This is a genomic window from Amycolatopsis lexingtonensis (assembly GCF_014873755.1).
Classification (GTDB): domain Bacteria; phylum Actinomycetota; class Actinomycetes; order Mycobacteriales; family Pseudonocardiaceae; genus Amycolatopsis; species Amycolatopsis lexingtonensis.
The window spans coordinates 7,452,982-7,469,313 of record NZ_JADBEG010000001.1; the positions used below are offsets into that span (position 1 = coordinate 7,452,982).

Sequence of the window (16,332 nt, forward strand, 5' to 3'; positions counted from 1 at the left end):
TGGTCATGGCGTGGTTTCGCAAGGACGGAACCGACCGCGGTTCCGTCGCGTCGGACACCGATGTGCACCCCTTGCAGCAGCAAGTAAGCGATCTCGAGCGCGCGCTCGCCGATCGCCAGGCACTGATCCAGATGTGCCTGTACGCCCTGGACCGCGCCCGCAGCGGCGGCGTCGTCGAACGCCTCGAAGAAGGGCTGGCCGCGATCGGCGTCCAAGCGCTTCGGCCCGATGGCGAGCGCTTCGACCCGGCTCGCCACGAAGCCGGCGGCGCGGTCCCGACCGAGGACCCGGCGCTCGAGGGTCTCGTCGCGGAAACCGAGGTCACCGGGTTCGCCGACCACGACCGCCTGCTGCGTGCCCCGATCGTCACCGTCTACGCGAAGAAGACCCCGTGAGCGCACCCACCGCGCCGAGCCTGCCCACGCAGGTCGCGGCGGCGCGAGACCAGCTGCTGACCGTCGTCCGCGACGCCGACCCGGCCGCCGCCAAGTGGGTCGAGGACATCCGGAAGGCCCGGCCGAAGAAGCCGGCCGTCGTGGTCGTCGGCGAGACCAACCGCGGCAAGAGCTCGCTGGTCAACGCGCTGCTCGCGCGGCCGGGACTGTCCCCTGTGGACGCCGACGTCGCCACCGCGACCTACCTGGTGTTCGACCACGCCGACGCGTGGGGCGCGCAGGCCTGCTACCCCGGCCAGCTCGCGCCGGTGCCGATCGACCTCGGCCAGCTGATCCACTGGGTCTCCGCCGCGCACGAGCTGCCGCCGGGCCAGATCCCGCCGCGGTACGTCGAGGTCACCGGGCCGGTGCCACTGCTCGAACGGCTTTCGCTGGTCGACACCCCGGGCGTCGGCGGGCTCGACTCGCTGCACGGCGAACTCGCCAAGGAAGCCGCCGCGGGCGCGACCGCGCTGCTGTTCGTCGTGGACGCCTCGGCGCCGTTCACCTCGACCGAGCTGCAGTTCCTGCGCGACGTCGGCGAGCGCGTCGAGACCGTCGTGTTCGCGCTGACCAAGGTGGACATGTTCCGCGGCTGGCGCGAGGTCATGGAGGCCGACCGGCAGCTGCTGCGCGAGCACGCGCCCCGGTTCGCCGACGCGGTGTTCCACCCGGTGTCGGCGCGGATGTTCGAGACGGCGGCGAAGGCGCCCAACGAGCAGATGGCCGCGATGCTGCGGGAGAAGTCCGGCGTCGCCGCGATCCAGACGGCGTTGCAGGAACTGCTCGTCGGCCGCTCGGCGATGCTCGGCGAGGCCAACACGCTGCGCGCGCTCTCCAGCGCGCTGGGTGAGCTCAAGGCGAAGCTGCAGGCCGAGAGCCGCGCGCTGTCCGCCGGCGAAGCCGAGGCCGAGCAGCTGCGCGAACGCCGTGACCAGCTGCAGGCCGAGCGCCGGTCGTCGACCCGCGGCTGGCAGCTCAAGCTGCGTGGCGAGGTGCAGCGCACCCGCGTCGAGGTCGGGCACGAGAGCAGCAGGCAGATGCGGGACGCGCAGACCCACTTCCGCCAGCTGATCGACGCGGCCAAGCGCGACGAGCTGGCCGCGCTGCCGCAGCAGGTCGACATCGCGCTGCAGACGACGTCGCAGCGCATTTCGATGCTGCTCTCCCAGCGCCTCAACCAGGTCACCAACGTCTCGCTGTCGGAGCTGTTCTCGCCCGAAGAGCTCGACGTCATCCGCGCCCAGTTCGCCCGGGCCGGCGGCCCGCCGGTGGTGCTGCGGCCGCCGGACAAGAAGCCGCCGACGGCCGAGGACAAGCTGCTCGTCTTCATGGGCATCTCCGGTGGCGTCGGGGCCGGCAAGGTGGCCGCGCTGCCGCTGGCCGGCGTCGCGATCCTCAACCCCGTCGTGCTGCCCGCGACGATCATCATCGGCCTCGGCGCCGGCTGGTGGATGGCCCGCACGCGCAAGCACGCGGCCGACAAGCAGCACATGAAGCAGTGGCTGGTCGAGGCCATCGCGGACGCCCGCTCGACGCTCGATCAGCTGGTCGCCGAGCAGCTCATCGAGGCCGAGCAGCAGCTGTCGATGGCGTTGGACGAGGCGCTGGGCCGGCGCATCGACGCGATCGAGGCCGAGCTGAAGGAAGTCGACAAGACGATCAAGATGGGTGCCCAGGAGCGCGCCAAGAAGATCGCGATCGTGTCGAAGCGCCTCAAAGAGGTCAGCGACGGCCGTGAGCGCGCCGAAGCCTTCCTGACGAGGATCCGGGCCCTGCGGGACAAGACCGCTTGACGTCCGTCCGGTTGTGGAGCGGAACCGAACCGGCATACGGTGAGTCATACCCTCGGACAGCAGGTCAGAGACGGCGTTACCCGGTTAAAAGGGGGAAGTTCCCATGTGGGTCGACGAGAGTGGCGGCAGCGACACCGACGCCTCCAGCCCGGACGCGATGACCGTTCACGTCGACGGCCAGGAGTACCAGGCCGAGGTCAACTACGACGTGAACGAGGACGGCGTCAACGACACCGCGATCATCGAGCACGACGACGGCACCTCGCAGGCCTTCATCGACACGAACCACGACGGTGAAGCCGACCAGTACGCCGTGCTGGACGAAACCGGGCACGTCGTCGAGCAGGCCGTCTACGACGAGGCCAGCGGCGAGTGGGTGGAGTCGCACGGCGGCGGCCACGACGACTCCGACACCGGCGGCCGCGACGACAGCTCCGGCGGCCACATCCACGCCGACATGCCGGACGGCGAGGTCGACGCGGGGGTCGCGACCATCGACACCGACCACGACGGCCACAACGACACCGCCATCGTCGAGACGAAGAGCGGCGGCACCATCGCCTTCACCGACAAGGACGGCGACGGCGAAGCGGACATCGCGGTGCAGACCGACGCCGACGGCACGACCACGACGTTCGAGCACTCCGGCCCCGGCCAGTGGACCGAAGTCTCGAGTGGACTGATGGACTCCGGCAGCGACGGCGACCTGGCTTCCGACGCCGCCTGGGGCGAGGCCGGCACGCAGACGCTGGAAGGCGTCGCGCGCATCGACTCCGGCACGGGGCAGTGGATTTCCCCCAACTGAAGTGACCCAAGTCATAGTTTGAAAGCCCGGGGCTTCCACCCCGGGCTTTTTTCATGTCTTCAATGAAAACGACCAGGTCACGGGCGTGTCCCGGGTCACCGCAAGATTTACGCCGAATACACCGATCAAGTGACGTCTGAATCGATTCCCTTATCGTTCTTGTGAGAGAACCTACACGTCAGCTCTCGGTTACTTGCCGGTCATGCGGCTACTCTCGGGGAATCCCAAATCACGCACACCGGTTCGCCAGCCGGTGTGCGAAGCCATTCGGTCGCCGGCAATGACGCCCGCACCGGGACAGCGTCGTTCCGGTGCGGGCTTGTTTGTCGTCGGAAGTCAGGAGTAGAGATGACCGCAGTCGCCATCCCCGGACTGGACACCGCGCCGACGACGCACAGTGGCGTGCTGTCCTTCGTCCGGGAGGTCGCCGAGCTGACCACCCCGGACCGCGTGGTGTGGGTCGACGGGTCTGACGAAGAAGCCGCCCGGATCAACCAGGAGCTGGTCGACGCCGGCACGTTCGTGCAGCTCAAGTCGAAGCCGAACTCCTTCTGGGCCACTTCCGACCCGAACGACGTCGCCCGCGTCGAAGACCGGACCTTCATCTGTTCGCAGCGTCCCGAGGACGCCGGTCCGACCAACAACTGGATGGACCCGGCCGAGATGAAGGCCACCATGACCGAGCTGTTCCGTGGCTCGATGCGCGGCCGCACGATGTACGTCATCCCCTTCTGCATGGGTCCCCTCGCCGACGAGAATCCCAAGCTGGGTATCGAAATCACCGATTTCGCCTACGTTGTCGCTTCGATGCGCGTGATGACCCGCGCGGGCAAGGCGGCGCTCGAGAAGTTCGTCGCGCCGGATGGCAGCGAGCGCGAATTCGTGCCGGCTCTCCACTCCGTCGGTGCGCCGCTCGAGCCGGGCCAGAAGGACGTTTCCTGGCCCTGCAACGAAACGAAGTACATTTCGCACTTCCCCGAAGAGCGCGCGATCTGGAGCTACGGCTCCGGCTACGGCGGCAACTCGCTGCTGGGCAAGAAGTGCTACTCGCTGCGCATCGCTTCGGTGATGGCCCGCGACGAGGGCTGGCTCGCCGAGCACATGCTGATCCTTAAGCTGATCTCGCCCGAGGACAAGGTCCACTACGTCGCGGCGGCGTTCCCGAGCGCCTGCGGCAAGACCAACCTCGCCATGCTGCAGCCGACCATCCCGGGCTGGCGCGCCGAGACCCTCGGCGACGACATCGCGTGGATGCGCTTCGGCGAAGACGGCCGCCTGTACGCGGTCAACCCGGAGTTCGGCTTCTTCGGCGTCGCGCCGGGCACCGACTGGCACACCAACCCGAACGCCATGCGCACGATCGAGAAGGGCAACACGGTCTTCACGAACGTCGCCCTGACCGACGACGGCGACATCTGGTGGGAGGGCATGGAGAACAAGCCCGAGCACGCCACGTCGTGGAAGAGGCAGGACTGGACGCCCGACTCGGACGAGAAGGCCGCCCACCCGAACTCGCGCTACTGCACGCCGATGTCGCAGTGCCCGATCCTCGCGCCGGAGTGGGACGACCCGAAGGGCGTGCCGATCTCGGCGATCCTGTTCGGCGGCCGCCGCAAGACGACGGTGCCGCTGGTGAACGAGGCCCGCGACTGGCAGCACGGCGTCTTCATGGGCGCCACGATGTCGTCGGAGACCACGGCGGCCGCGGCCGGCGCGGTCGGCAACGTGCGCCGCGACCCGATGGCGATGCTGCCGTTCCTCGGCTACCACGCCGGTGACTACTTCAAGCACTGGCTGACCCTCGGCAAGAACGCCGACGCGAACAAGCTGCCGAAGATCTTCTACGTCAACTGGTTCCGCCGCGGCGACGACGGCCGCTTCCTGTGGCCGGGCTTCGGCGAGAACTCGCGGATCCTCAAGTGGGTCATCGAGCGCGTCGAGGGTCGCGGCAACGCCGTCGAGACGCCGGTCGGCTTCGTGCCGCGGGCCGAGGACCTCGACACCGAGGGCCTCACCGAGCCGCTCGAGGACATCCAGGCCGCCCTCGAGGTCAAGCCCGAGGAGTGGCGCGAGGAGCTGCCGCTGATCGAGGAGTGGTTCGAGAAGATCGGCGAGGTGCCCACCTCGCTGCGTGACGAGCTCGACGCTTTGGTCCAGCGCCTGAGCTGAACACCCTGAACGAGAAGGGGACGCCTCCCGGCCGCATCCGGGAGGCGTCCCCTTCTTCCTTTCCCGGTAGTTTCGCGACCATGAGACCGTTCCGGTTCGGCGTGGATCTGGTGGTGCCCGGCTCGCGGGCCGAGTGGGTGGCGAAGTGCCGGAAGGCCGAGGACCTCGGCTACGACGTCGTCGGCGCGGCCGACCACGTCGGGATGGCACCGCCGTTCCCCGCGCTCGTGCTCGCGGCCGAAGCGACCGAGCGGGTCCGGCTCAACACGTTCGTCATCAACGCCTGCTTCCACAACCCCGTGCTGCTCGCGCGGGACGTCACGGGCACCGACCAGTTCACCGACGGGCGCCTGGAGCTGGGCATCGGCGCGGGGTACGTCGAGGCGGAGTTCCACGCGGCCGGCATCGAGTGGGGCACGCCCGGGCAGCGGTTCGCGCGGCTCGAACGCGCGGTGCTGGAGCTGAAGCGGCTTTACGCGGACCCGTCGCACAAGCCGGAACCGGTGCAGAAACCCGGGCCGCCGCTGCTGCTCGGCGGCCGCGGCGACCGCGTGCTGAAGCTGGCCGCGAAGCACGCCGACATCGTCGGGTTCACCGGCACCGCCGCGACGAAGGTCGAAGGGCGGATGTCGCTGGCCGGGCTCGGCGAGCTCACCGAACGCGTCGAGTTCGCGCGCGCGGCGCTCGACGGCCGGGACGCCGAGCTGAACCTGCTGGTGCACGCCACCCGCGTGACCGACGACCGGCGCAGCACGCTGGAAGCCGTCCACCGGCGGGTGCCCGATCTGTCCGTCGACGAGCTGGGCGAGCTGCCGACCGTCCTGGTGGGATCCGCCGGCGCGGTCGCCGAGCAGCTCCTGCGCACCCGCGAGACGCTGGGGATCAGCTACTTCACGGTGATCGAAGACGACCTCGCGCGGCTGGCCCCGGTGATCGAAAAGCTCCGCTGAGTACCTTGTCGGTATGACTGGGGATTTCCGTTTCGGCGTCAACATGATCGTGCCCGACAGCCGCGCCGCGTGGGTCGAGAAGTGCCGCAAGGTCGAGGACCTGGGCTACGACGTCCTTTCGGCGGCCGACCACCTGGGCATGGCCCCGCCGTTCCCGGCGCTGGTGCTGGCCGGTGAGGTCACTTCGCGCGTCAAGCTGAACACCTTCGTGCTCAACACGCCGTTCTACAACCCGGTGCTGCTCGCCCGGGACGTCACGGGCACCGACCAGTTCACCGACGGACGCCTCGAGCTGGGGCTCGGCGCCGGGTACGTGAAGGCGGAGTTCGAGGCCGCCGGGATGCCGTTCCCGTCCGCTCGCGAGCGCGTCGACCACCTCGAACGGTCCATCCTCGAACTCAAGCGGCTGTACGCCGACCCGGAACACAAACCCGCGCCGACGCGGCCGGAAGGACCGCCGCTGCTGCTCGCCGGCCGCGGCGACCGGATCCTGACCCTCGCCGCCGAGCACGCCGACATCATCGGCTTCACCGGCACCGCCAAGACGCCGGACGGCACCGCGCCGGCCCCGGCGAGCGCCGAGGACATCGAGGAGCGCATCGAGTTCGTCCGGGCGAAGCTCGGCGGTCGTGCGGCCGAGTTCAACCTGCTCTGCCACTTCGTGAACATCACCGAAGACCGCGCCGGCGCGCTCGAGGAGCTGGCGAAGCGCACGCAGGGTGCCTTGAGCGCCGACCAGCTCGCCGAAGTCCCGACCGCGCTGATCGGCTCGCCCGCCCAGGTCGCGGAGCAGCTCCACGCGCACCGCGAGCGGTTCGGGCTGACCTACTACACCGTCCTGGAGCACAACCTGGAGCAGTTCGCCCCGGTGCTCGAAGCGCTCCGATGATCGACGCGACGGCGCTCGGCGTCCGGGCCGGCGAGCACTGGCTGTTCGACGACCTGGACTTCTCCGTCGACCCCGGCGAGTGCGCCGCGATCGTCGGGCCGAACGGAGTCGGCAAGTCGACCCTGATGCGGTGCCTCTACGGGATGCAGCAGCCGCAGCGGGGCCGCGTGCTGGTCGACCGCAAGGTGCCGGACGAGCGGGACGTCGAGTTCCGGCGCAAGGTGTCGGTGCTCTTCGACGACTCCGACTTCTTCGCGGAGCTGACGCCGTTGCAGCACCTCGAGCTCCAGGCCGGCTCGTTCGGCGCCGACCTCGGCGACCACGAGGAGCTGCTGCGCGACGCGGGGCTCGGGGAACGCATGCGCGTCACGGCCGGGCACTTCTCCGCGGGCCAGCGCCGTCGCCTGCTGCTGCTCGGCGTCACCGCGCGCCCGCACCGCGTGCTGCTGCTCGACGAGCCGGAACGCGCGCTGGACGCGGCGGGCAAGGACTGGCTGGTCGAGGTGATCGCCCGCTCGACGGCGGCCGGCGCCGCGGTCGTGGTGGCGACCCACCACCCGCCGCTGCTCGAAGCCGCGGACAGCGTCCTCGAACTGTGGTGACACTGGCACCCCGCCGGATGCGGATCCCGGGCCGCAAGCGGTTCGGCGGGATCTTCAGCGGCGACACCGCGAGCTTCGTCTTCCTGTTCGGCTTCGGGTTCCTGTTCACCGCGTTCTTCCACGTCGACGGCTGGCGCCCGGCGCTCTACGGCTCGTCCCACGTGGACTTCCCGGCCGTGCTCGGCCTGCTCACGCTCTGCTGCGCGGTCGGCTGGCGCGGCCTGCTGCGCCGCGGCTTCGCCTGGGTCGAGCCGGCGGAGCTGACCTGGCTCGACTTCGCCCCGGTGGACCGCGGCCGCGTCGTCACGCTGCGGCTGCTCGGCGCGTGGACCGGCGTGCTGGCAGTCACCGGTTACCTGGCCGCGCTGCTGCTCGCCGTCGGCGGGGCCGGGCTCGACCAGTGGCGCGCGGCCGTCGCGGTGGTCGTCGCGACCGCCGTCGCTGCGTTCGCTTCCGCCCGCCGGACGTCGCTGCGGCTGGACGCGCTGGGCCCGCTGGCCCTCGCCGTCGCCGGGCTGCTCATCGCCGCGCTGAGGCTCGGCCCGGTGATCGTGCAGTTCGTCGCCTCGGCCGTGCTGGTCGCGGCGCTGCCGCTGGCGTTCGGCGGCGAGCCGGTGAATCGCGCGGGCCGGGCGGCGCTGCTGGCCGGGTGGGACGGCCGGGTGCTGCGCTCGGTCGCCGTCACCTTCCTCGACCCGATGATGCTGCTGCCGCCGGCGACGCCGGTCGGGCGCTTCTCGCTGCGCCGCCCGACCGCGCTCCGGCTGGCCTTCGCGGGCACGCTCGGCCGCTCCCGGTACGCGGGCGCGGCGGCCCTGCTCGGCTTCGCGGTCGTCGTCGCCCACATCGCCCTGCCGACCGTGCCGGGCGCGGTCCTCGTCGGCATCGGCGCGTACGTCGCGCTGACGCCGTTCGCCGGCGGGCTCGGCGAGCTCTGGCGCAACCCGGGCCGCCGCCGGTGGCTCGGCTCCTCGAACCGCGAGCTCGTGCTGACCCACGGACTGGCGCTGGCGGGCGCCGGGATCTGCTGGGCGGCGCTGCTCGCCGTGGTCACCCTCGCGGGTGGGACGTCGTTCGGCCCGGGCGCCTGGCTCGCGGTGCCGCTGTCGGTGCTTTCGATCTTGCGCACGGTCACCCGGACCGCCGTCGACTACGGCAATCCGGCGTTCGTCGACACCCCGATGGGCCCGATGCCGGCCAACCTCGTCCGCCAGCTCTTCCGCGGTCTCGACCTCCAGCTCGTCGGGATCGTGCTGCTCGCCGCCGCCGTTTGACCTACGCTCGCTCCGACGAAGGGAGCAGCCAGTGGGCGGCGGACACGCACCGGGCGTCGGGCGGCGGGCGACCAGCGAGTTCCCGGCCGGCTGGAGCGACGAGCAGATCATCTCGGTCGTCAAGGACGTCGCGAACGACCCCAGCGAGGCCCGGCGGCGGCAGCAGAACGGCCGGTGGCGCTGTGCCGGGGAGCGGTTCAACGTCCACCTGATCGTCCTGGTCGAAGAGAACGGGCACGTGCACACCGCCTACCCGGTGGCAGGCCCCGGCGTGATCCGCAACCCGGACGCGGCCCGCGACCCGGCGAACCCGACGGTCGCCGACCTGCAGGGCAACCGCATCAGCTTCTTCTCCGACAGCATCCTGACCAGCCTCGCCGACCGGCTCTCCCCCGAGGACTACACGCACTACCGGACGCTGCTGTGGTCCGGCGAGTGGGAGGAACTGGCGGACGTGCTGGCCGCGCACGCGGTCAAGCTGGGCTTCGGCTTCTCGGCGGACGAGTTCTCCGACTTCGAGAAGCTGCTCAACAGCTACGACCTGCCGGTGGCGGGCTGCGCGTTCCTCAACGACCGCGAGCACATCCTGAACCAGCTGCGCCCGGTCTAACTCGCCTGGCTGAGCGACGGCGACCCGGCTGGTTCGACCGCCGCGCGCAGCTCGTCCAGCGGCAGGCCCACGGCGTCGGCGATGGCCGTGACCGTGAAGAACGCCGGCGTGGGGATCCGCCCGGTTTCGATCTTCCTGAGCGTCTCGACCGAGATCCCGGCTTCGGCGGCGACGTCCACCATGCTCCGGCCGGCCCGCGCCGTCCGCAGCGCCTGGCCGAGGCGTTCGCCCCGTTCGCGCTCGTCGTTTGTCAGCGGTACTCGAACCATGTCGCCAATACTAATACCACCCGAGTTGTCCACCGCCTGTGGACAACTCTGTGCACAGGTGTGGAAAAGCCCCGCCGAACCTCCGTTCGGCGGGGCTTCCACTACACCTTGTGGTGTCAGGCGCCCGCGGGCACCGGAAGTGGCATGCCGGGCAGGCTCTGGTCGTTCGGCACGACGCCGTCGACCAGGTAGGCCTCCACGACCTTGTCCACACCCGCGTTGCCGCCGGCGTAGATGCCGTGGTCACCCTCGCCGGTGATCGTCAGCATCCGCGAACCCTCGAACGCCTTGTGCGCGCGCCGCGCGCCTTCGATCGGCGTCGCCGGGTCGTGCTCCGACTCGACGATCAGCACCGGCGGGACACCCTTGCCGTCCAGCACCGGGAGCGGCGCCGGCGGCTTCTTCCAGAACAGGCACGGCTGGATGAACCAGCCGGCGCCCAGGAGCGGCAGCTGCTTGTCGATCAGCCGCTGCGAGTCCTTGATGGCGCTGTTGACCGTGCCGGTCCACGGGCCCTCGTTGCACGGGATGGTCCAGAAGCTGGCGTCGTAGGCGTCGCCGTCGGTCGGGACCATCAGCGGCTGGGCGCCGGAGGTGTCGGTGCTCTTGTCGGCGGCCTTGACCTTCTGCGCGGCCGACGTCTTGGCCTGCGCCGACGCGGTGCCCTGGGTCAGCGTGCGGACGCTGACCAGGTAGTCGGCCAGGCCCGGGAAGGACCGCTTCGAGTAGATGCTCGACGCGATGAAGGAGTCCAGTCCGTTGGCCGAGACGGTCGAGCCGTCGGGCAGGGTGACCGCGCCCTGGGTCAGGGCGTAGCGGACCTGCTCGTAGGTCTGGCGGGCGGCCTCGCCGGTGGTGCCGAAGTGGTAGAGCTTGTCGTACTTCGCCATCCACGGGAGGAAGTCCTGCCGCCAGCGGCGCTCGAAGCCGAGCGGCTGCCAGTCGAACGACTTCTGCCAGGTCGTGGTGAACTCCGTCGAGGAGTCGAGGACGAACCGGCCGGTGCGCGTCGGGTAGGCCTGCGCGTAGTGCGCGCCCATCCAGGTGCCCGCCGAGTAGCCGACCCAGTTGATCTTGTCGCGGCCGAGCAGCACGCGCAGCAGGTCGATGTCCTTGACCGTCTGGTCGGTGTTGATCAGCGGGCCCAGCTCGCCGGACTTCTGCTGGCAGGACAGCGCCGCGTACTTCGTCGCCGCGACGATCAGGTTCAGGTTCTGCCGGTCGCGGTCACGCGGGTCGAGGTCCGAGCCGGTGCCGATGGCGCCACCGCACGTGATGTTCGTGCTCTTGCCGGTGCCGCGCGGGTCGAACCCGACGATCTCCTGGTGCTCGCGCAGCTTCGGCTGGTTGCGCAGGCGGGCCGGGAAGTTCCGGCCGGGCGCGCCCGGGCCGCCGGGGTTGGTGACGACGCTGGCGGTCGCGTCCTTGGTCGCCTTCAGACGGCTGACGGCGATCGTCAGGTCGATCTGGGCGTTGGCCTGGTACCAGTTGCGCGGCGTCTTGTAGGTCGCGCACTCCATGTCCTCGGCGCCGGCGGGCGGGGCCGTCGGCAGCTCGGCGGGAACGGCGCACTTGTGCCAGTCGAGCTTCTGGTTCGCGTACTGCGGCGGGATGTTCGTGGAGTTCAGCGGCTGCTTGCCGGCCGCGGCCTCCTGGCCCGCGAAGGCCGGCGTGAACCCGGCCAGCAGGGTGCCGGCGATCGCCGGGATCACCACCGCGTAGCGGAGTCGTGTCATACGGTTGCCCCTTTTTGACTTTTCGCGTGCGGAGTCCGGCTATTGATATAGGGCTCACCGGAACGGGGCAACCGACGTTGGTCGGCAACGGGCACCGCGGCGATCAAATCGATATCGGACAGACGTGACTCGCTGTCACCCAGGTTCTAAGGTCAGGCGGTCGGTTACGGGAGTGTTAGGTGAGGTCGATGTCGACTGTGAAGCACGACGGAAAGGTGCGTGGGTCGCGGTTCAACCCGTGGCACCTGCTCCTGATCGTCCCGCTGCTCGTCCTGGTCACGCCACTGTTCAACGTGGACGGTCCGCGGCTGTTCGGGATGCCGTTCTTCTACTGGTTCCAGTTCCTGATGGTCGCGGTCGGGGTGCTGTCCACCTGGATCGTCTACCTGATGACGCGGGACAAGCCCACCACGGACGCCCCGGACCGGCTGAGCGTCGACGACCTGGACGAGGGGGACGCTCGATGAGCAACCTGCAGTGGCCCGAGCTGATCATCTTCACGGTCCTGTTCGCACTGGTCACCGTCCTGGGCTTCATGGCTTCGCGCTGGCAACGCGGCGGCGCGCTGGACCACCTCGACGAATGGGGTCTCGGCGGCCGCAAGTTCGGCTCGTGGATCACGTGGTTCCTGCTCGGCGGTGACCTCTACACGGCCTACACGTTCGTCGCGGTGCCCGCGCTGGTGTTCAGCGCCGGCGCGCTCGGCCTCTACGCGCTGCCGTACACGATCGTCGTCTACCCGATCGTGCTGCTGCCGGCGCTGCGGATGTGGTCGGTTTCGCGCGTCCGCGGCTACGTGACCCCGGCCGACTTCGTGCGCGGCCGCTTCGGCTCGCCGATCCTCGCGCTGCTGGTGGCGATCACCGGCATCGTCGCGACCATGCCGTACATCGCGCTGCAGCTGGTCGGCCTCGAAGCCGTGCTGCGGACGATGGGCATCAACGGCTCCGGCATCGTCGGCCACCTGCCGCTGCTGGTCGCCTTCGTGATCCTGGCCTTCTACACCTACCAGTCCGGCCTGCGGGCGCCCGCGCTGATCGCGTTCGTCAAGGACATCCTGATCTACATCGTGATCCTGGTGGCGATCATCTACCTGCCCTCGAAGCTGGGCGGCTGGTCGCACATCTTCGACACCGCGGTGGCGAAGTTCGACAAGACCCCGTCGAAGGCCGACGGCGTCCTGCTGAACGCCAACAACCAGCTCCAGTACGCGACGCTGGCACTGGGTTCGGCGCTGGCGCTGTTCCTCTACCCGCACTCGCTGACCAGCGTGCTGGCCTCGCGCGGCCGCAGCGTGATCAAGCGGAACATGGTCGCGCTCCCGGCGTACTCGCTGGTGCTCGGCCTGCTGGCGCTGCTGGGTTATGTGGCGATCACGGCGGGCGTCAAGCCGCTGACGAATGCGGCGACCGGCAAGGCGGACGGCAACACGATCGTCCCGGTGCTGTTCGACAGCACCTTCGCGTCCTGGTTCGCCGGCATCGCGTTCGCCGCGATCGGCATCGGCGCACTGGTGCCCGCCGCGATCATGTCGATCGCCGCGGCCAACCTGTGGACCCGCAACATCTACAAGGAGTACATCCGCAAGAACGCGACCCCGGCGGAGGAAGCGAAGCAGGCCAAGCTGGCTTCGCTGGTCGTCAAGCTCGGCGCGGTGGCCGTGATCATCCTGATCGACCCGCAGTTCTCGATCGACCTCCAGCTCATCGGCGGCGTGCTGATCCTGCAGACGCTCCCCGCCGTGGCGCTCGCGCTGTACACGCGCTGGTTCCACCGCTGGGGCCTGATCGCGGGCTGGGTCGTCGGCATCGGCTGGGGCCTGATCATGCTGTACGGCATCCCCAACCCGGCCAACGGCAAGCTCCACTTCGGCGGGTCGGCGCTGCCGCTGGGCAACATGTCGATCTTCGGCTGGCACCCGTTCTCGGGTTCCCAGGTCCAGATCTACGTCGGCTTCGTGGCCCTGATCGCCAACCTGGTGGTCGCGGCGATCGTCACGGTGGTCGCCCGGCGGGCGAAGGTGTTCAACGGCACGGACGACACCAACCCCGAGGACTACCTCGCCGACGAGCACGACAAGGACCTGCGCCCGATCGGCGTCCACTAAGTCCATTGAGGACGGATGGCCGCCCGTGAAACGAGGTAGAGCACCACGCCGTTGAGCAGGTGCCAGAGGAAGTGCGTGCCGGCCGGGACGTAGTCGCAGACGTCCCGGTCGAGCGCGCGCAAGCTCAGCGAGAGCGCGAAAACCGCGCCTGCGACGGCGAAGTGCGTCCAGGCGGTGTCGCGCTGGATGGCGAGCACCACGGCGAAGACGCCGAGTCCGATCAGGGCGGAGAGGTAAAGCCCGCCGCCCAGCAGCGCCGTGACCACGGTGAGCGCGAGGAACCCCGGCACGGCAACCCAGGCCCACCGCCGGCTCCAGCGCTCCCGCACGAACACCACGGCGTAAACCAGCACGAAGACGAGAATGGCTCCCGAGTCCGCGACGGCCGCCCAGCGCGTGGCGACCAAGTGGAACACCGTGCTGGCCACGAACACGAGCCCGATCAACGCGGCGAGCAGCCGCCCGGTCCGGTCCCCCTTGGCCAGCCGCCACACGAGCACCGCGGCGACGAGGAACGCCAGGTTGCTGAGACTGTTGAGCGGTTCTCCCCAGAGCCCGGGCGCGACGCGTTCGCAGTACCCGTCGACGTAGTCCGTCACGAGCACAGCCAACCACGGCTAGCGTGAAGCCCATGAGCGACGTGAGCCGGTTTCCGGTGGTGGAACTCGAAGACCTACCCGACGACCTGCGCGAGCGCGTCGGCGCGATCGCGGAGAAGTCGGGCTTCGTGCCCAACATCTTCCGCGCCCTCGGCCACCGCCCCGCCGAGCTGCGCGCGTTCCTCGACTACCACGACGCCCTGATGGAACGCTCCGACGGACTCACCAAGGCCGAGCGCGAACTGGTCGTCGTCGCCACCTCCGGCGCCAACCACTGCACGTACTGCGTCGTCGCCCACGGCGCCATCCTGCGCATCCGCGCGAAGGACCCCGAGCTGGCCGACCGCGTGTCGAGCAACCCCTGGCAGGTCGAACTCGACGAACGCGGCCGCGCGATCGTCGACCTGGCGCTGGCGCTCGCCCAGGACTCCGCGCTGTTCGGCGAAGGCGACCTCGAAGCAGCGCGCAACGCGGGCCTGACCGACGACGAGATCTGGGACGTCGGCGCGATCACGGCGTTGTTCGCGATGTCGAACCGCCTCGCCCACCTGACCGCGCTGCGCCCGAACCCCGAGTTCTTCCTGCTGGGCCGCGTGCCCCGCTAAAACTTCAGGCGCCAGGTCTCGTCGGTCAGCTTCGGGCCCCAGTCGTCGAAGTCTGCTTCGGCCACGAGTTCGAAGCCCGCCGCGCGGTAGATCGAGCGAGCCGCCGTCAGGATCGACACCGTGGACAGCTCCATCGCCCGGTAGCCGTGCGACCGCGCGAACTCGACGCACTCGGTGACCAGCCGCTTGCCGACGCCGTGGCCGCGGGCCGACGGCTCGAGCAGCAGCAGACGCAGCTTCGCCGTGTCCGCGTCCGCGCCGCGGGTGCACGCGATCCCGCCGACCCGCTGGCCGTCGAGCTCGGCGATCCAGTACGCCTGCCGCGGGTCGTCGCGGTTGTCCACGAAGTCCGCGACGATGCGGGCGACGAGTCCCTCGAACCGGTCGTCGAAGCCGTACTCCCGGCCGTAGAGCGCGCCGTGACGTTCCACCACCCAGCCGAGGTCACCCGGTCGTGGTGGACGCAGGACGAGCACCGGGTCCCGGCGGCGGTCGCCGACCAGGTCGCCGATCGTGCGCATCGCGGCCAGCAGGCGTTCCTGGTCTTCGTCGGCGAACCGGCGGAGCAGGCCGCCGATCTGCTCGGTGGACCGGCGGTTGAGGACGGCGTACGCGTCGCGGCCCGCCGCCGTCGGGCGCACGAGCTGGCGGCGGGCGTCCTCCGCGGAGCGTTCCCGCGCGATCAGCCCGCGCGACTCGAGGCGGGCGAGCAGCCTGCTCGCGTAGCCGGCGTCGAGGTCGAGCCGTTTCCGCAGGTCGGTGACCGGCATCGGGTCCTGGTGGGCGAGCTCGAAGAGCACCCGGGCCTCCGGCAGCGAGTACTCGGCGTCGGCCGGACCTTCGTCGAGCACGCCGATGACTCCGGTGTAGAGCCGGTTGAAGGCGCGGACCGCGGCCACTCGATCGTCGTTCATTGACCACCTCAACAAGTTCGTTGACGAAGTCAAAGATTACCGCAATGGGAAACCCCGCGATGCTGCCAGGTCGGGGGTCCGCCAGCATCACGGGGTCGTAGTGGGTATCGACGGCACTTAGCGCGTCGTTACACGTTGAGCACTATGTGGCATAGGTCACTCGAATGGGCGACCGCCACGGGGTGAGAGATCAGCGCATGTAGCCGGAGCGCGCCTGCGCGATCGCGATGAGTTCCTGACGGACCGTCGCGGTCGCGGCGGTGTCGATCGCCCGGTTCAGCGCCCGGCGAGTGCGAGTCTCGGCGCGACGGGCACGGAGCTTGGCGGCGATGTTGTTCATCGGTTTCTGCATCCCCTTCGGAGGGTCTCGGTGGTTGTGCCTCCAGTATGCGCCTTTTTTCACAAGGAAGCCAATGAATATCCGGTGATGTGGCGCACTTGCCGATGAATCATCGGCGAAGTTGGGTATGGGCCGGAGAGATCGAGGGTGGCCGCCGTCACGGCGAAGTAACCCGATACATGTCTCTAAAGCTCTCTAGCCCATGGCCTAGAAAGCTTGAGAAACGCGGATAG

The 16,332-nt window shown here is 69.6% G+C and carries 17 protein-coding genes; 12 read left to right on the forward strand and 5 right to left on the reverse strand.

The features are described 5' to 3' along the window. Window positions 1-5: 5 nt before the first annotated feature. The 9 genes from H4696_RS34360 (at window position 6) to H4696_RS34400 (ending at window position 9,529) form a co-directional block, all read left to right on the forward strand. A complete protein-coding gene (locus tag H4696_RS34360; protein WP_169734823.1) occupies window positions 6-395 on the forward strand; it encodes a nucleotide exchange factor GrpE in 390 nt (129 codons plus the stop codon). Continuing rightward, complete coding sequence (locus H4696_RS34365) at window positions 392-2,230, forward strand: dynamin family protein (RefSeq protein ID WP_086856524.1); 1,839 nt, start codon at window positions 392-394, stop codon at window positions 2,228-2,230. Before H4696_RS34360 ends, H4696_RS34365 begins: the two co-directional genes overlap by 4 nt. Window positions 2,231-2,333: 103 nt before the next feature. Then, window positions 2,334-3,035, forward strand: a complete 702-nt coding sequence (locus tag H4696_RS34370) for a hypothetical protein (protein ID WP_086856525.1) — start codon at window positions 2,334-2,336, stop codon at window positions 3,033-3,035. 348 nt (window positions 3,036-3,383) lie between these two features. Further along, entirely contained in the window at window positions 3,384-5,204 is a 1,821-nt protein-coding gene (locus H4696_RS34375; protein WP_086856526.1) for a phosphoenolpyruvate carboxykinase (GTP), read from the forward strand. 80 nt (window positions 5,205-5,284) lie between these two features. Beyond that, window positions 5,285-6,154, forward strand: a complete 870-nt coding sequence (locus tag H4696_RS34380; protein ID WP_086856527.1) for a TIGR03621 family F420-dependent LLM class oxidoreductase — start codon at window positions 5,285-5,287, stop codon at window positions 6,152-6,154. A 13-nt stretch (window positions 6,155-6,167) separates the two neighbouring features. Then, window positions 6,168-7,043 carry an LLM class F420-dependent oxidoreductase gene (locus H4696_RS34385; protein WP_192782684.1) on the forward strand — a complete coding sequence of 292 codons (876 nt, stop codon included), beginning with the start codon at window positions 6,168-6,170 and terminating at the stop codon, window positions 7,041-7,043. Continuing rightward, complete coding sequence (locus H4696_RS34390) at window positions 7,040-7,645, forward strand: ABC transporter ATP-binding protein (RefSeq protein WP_086861378.1); 606 nt, start codon at window positions 7,040-7,042, stop codon at window positions 7,643-7,645. The genes H4696_RS34385 and H4696_RS34390 overlap by 4 nt, the downstream gene beginning before the upstream one ends. Beyond that, window positions 7,639-8,919 carry a hypothetical protein gene (locus H4696_RS34395; RefSeq protein WP_086861377.1) on the forward strand — a complete coding sequence of 427 codons (1,281 nt, stop codon included), beginning with the start codon at window positions 7,639-7,641 and terminating at the stop codon, window positions 8,917-8,919. The genes H4696_RS34390 and H4696_RS34395 overlap by 7 nt, the downstream gene beginning before the upstream one ends. A 31-nt stretch (window positions 8,920-8,950) precedes the next feature. Further along, window positions 8,951-9,529, forward strand: a complete 579-nt coding sequence (locus tag H4696_RS34400) for an EndoU domain-containing protein (RefSeq protein WP_086861376.1) — start codon at window positions 8,951-8,953, stop codon at window positions 9,527-9,529. On the opposite strand, the gene H4696_RS34405 is transcribed toward H4696_RS34400, so the two are convergent. Next, window positions 9,526-9,798: a helix-turn-helix domain-containing protein gene (locus H4696_RS34405; RefSeq protein ID WP_086861375.1), complete on the reverse strand. Its 273-nt coding sequence runs from the start codon at window positions 9,796-9,798 to the stop codon at window positions 9,526-9,528. The genes H4696_RS34400 and H4696_RS34405 overlap by 4 nt on opposite strands. A 116-nt stretch (window positions 9,799-9,914) precedes the next feature. After that, window positions 9,915-11,534 (reverse strand): alpha/beta hydrolase, encoded by a 1,620-nt coding sequence (locus H4696_RS34410; RefSeq protein ID WP_086861374.1) that lies wholly within the window; start codon window positions 11,532-11,534, stop codon window positions 9,915-9,917. 188 nt (window positions 11,535-11,722) lie between these two features. On the opposite strand from H4696_RS34410, the gene H4696_RS34415 reads away from it, so the two are divergent. Together H4696_RS34415 and mctP are read left to right on the forward strand one after the other, a co-directional pair. Next, on the forward strand, window positions 11,723-12,001 hold the full coding sequence (locus H4696_RS34415) for a DUF3311 domain-containing protein (RefSeq protein ID WP_086861373.1): 279 nt from the start codon (window positions 11,723-11,725) through the stop codon (window positions 11,999-12,001). Next, entirely contained in the window at window positions 11,998-13,641 is a 1,644-nt protein-coding gene (gene mctP, locus H4696_RS34420) for a monocarboxylate uptake permease MctP (RefSeq protein ID WP_086861372.1), read from the forward strand. The genes H4696_RS34415 and mctP overlap by 4 nt, the downstream gene beginning before the upstream one ends. Here the strand turns inward: mctP and H4696_RS34425 are convergent. Next, window positions 13,638-14,240 carry a hypothetical protein gene (locus H4696_RS34425; RefSeq protein ID WP_086861380.1) on the reverse strand — a complete coding sequence of 201 codons (603 nt, stop codon included), beginning with the start codon at window positions 14,238-14,240 and terminating at the stop codon, window positions 13,638-13,640. The genes mctP and H4696_RS34425 overlap by 4 nt on opposite strands. Window positions 14,241-14,272: 32 nt before the next feature. Between H4696_RS34425 and H4696_RS34430 the strand changes: the two genes are divergently transcribed. Further along, window positions 14,273-14,845 carry a peroxidase-related enzyme gene (locus H4696_RS34430; protein WP_086861371.1) on the forward strand — a complete coding sequence of 191 codons (573 nt, stop codon included), beginning with the start codon at window positions 14,273-14,275 and terminating at the stop codon, window positions 14,843-14,845. Here H4696_RS34430 and H4696_RS34435 read toward each other — a convergent pair. Both H4696_RS34435 and H4696_RS34440 read right to left on the reverse strand, forming a co-directional pair. Continuing rightward, the gene (locus H4696_RS34435) at window positions 14,842-15,759 is read right to left on the reverse strand and encodes a bifunctional helix-turn-helix transcriptional regulator/GNAT family N-acetyltransferase (RefSeq protein ID WP_086861370.1); all 918 of its coding nucleotides are present in this window, start codon (window positions 15,757-15,759) and stop codon (window positions 14,842-14,844) included. The genes H4696_RS34430 and H4696_RS34435 overlap by 4 nt on opposite strands. A 190-nt stretch (window positions 15,760-15,949) precedes the next feature. Continuing rightward, on the reverse strand, window positions 15,950-16,099 hold the full coding sequence (locus H4696_RS34440) for a hypothetical protein (RefSeq protein ID WP_163046719.1): 150 nt from the start codon (window positions 16,097-16,099) through the stop codon (window positions 15,950-15,952). Between the last annotated feature and the right edge of the window lie 233 nt (window positions 16,100-16,332).

Coding starts and splice junctions, on each gene's coding strand:
- H4696_RS34360 (WP_169734823.1), top strand. CDS start 6: ATGGCGTGGTTTCGCAAGGACGGAACCGACCGCGGTTCCGTCGCGTCG.
- mctP (WP_086861372.1), top strand. CDS start 11,998: ATGAGCAACCTGCAGTGGCCCGAGCTGATCATCTTCACGGTCCTGTTC.
- H4696_RS34430 (WP_086861371.1), top strand. CDS start 14,273: ATGAGCGACGTGAGCCGGTTTCCGGTGGTGGAACTCGAAGACCTACCC.
- H4696_RS34370 (WP_086856525.1), top strand. CDS start 2,334: ATGTGGGTCGACGAGAGTGGCGGCAGCGACACCGACGCCTCCAGCCCG.
- H4696_RS34380 (WP_086856527.1), top strand. CDS start 5,285: ATGAGACCGTTCCGGTTCGGCGTGGATCTGGTGGTGCCCGGCTCGCGG.
- H4696_RS34435 (WP_086861370.1), bottom strand. CDS start 15,759: ATGAACGACGATCGAGTGGCCGCGGTCCGCGCCTTCAACCGGCTCTAC.
- H4696_RS34390 (WP_086861378.1), top strand. CDS start 7,040: ATGATCGACGCGACGGCGCTCGGCGTCCGGGCCGGCGAGCACTGGCTG.
- H4696_RS34410 (WP_086861374.1), bottom strand. CDS start 11,534: ATGACACGACTCCGCTACGCGGTGGTGATCCCGGCGATCGCCGGCACC.
- H4696_RS34440 (WP_163046719.1), bottom strand. CDS start 16,099: ATGAACAACATCGCCGCCAAGCTCCGTGCCCGTCGCGCCGAGACTCGC.
- H4696_RS34385 (WP_192782684.1), top strand. CDS start 6,168: ATGACTGGGGATTTCCGTTTCGGCGTCAACATGATCGTGCCCGACAGC.
- H4696_RS34415 (WP_086861373.1), top strand. CDS start 11,723: ATGTCGACTGTGAAGCACGACGGAAAGGTGCGTGGGTCGCGGTTCAAC.
- H4696_RS34375 (WP_086856526.1), top strand. CDS start 3,384: ATGACCGCAGTCGCCATCCCCGGACTGGACACCGCGCCGACGACGCAC.
- H4696_RS34405 (WP_086861375.1), bottom strand. CDS start 9,798: ATGGTTCGAGTACCGCTGACAAACGACGAGCGCGAACGGGGCGAACGC.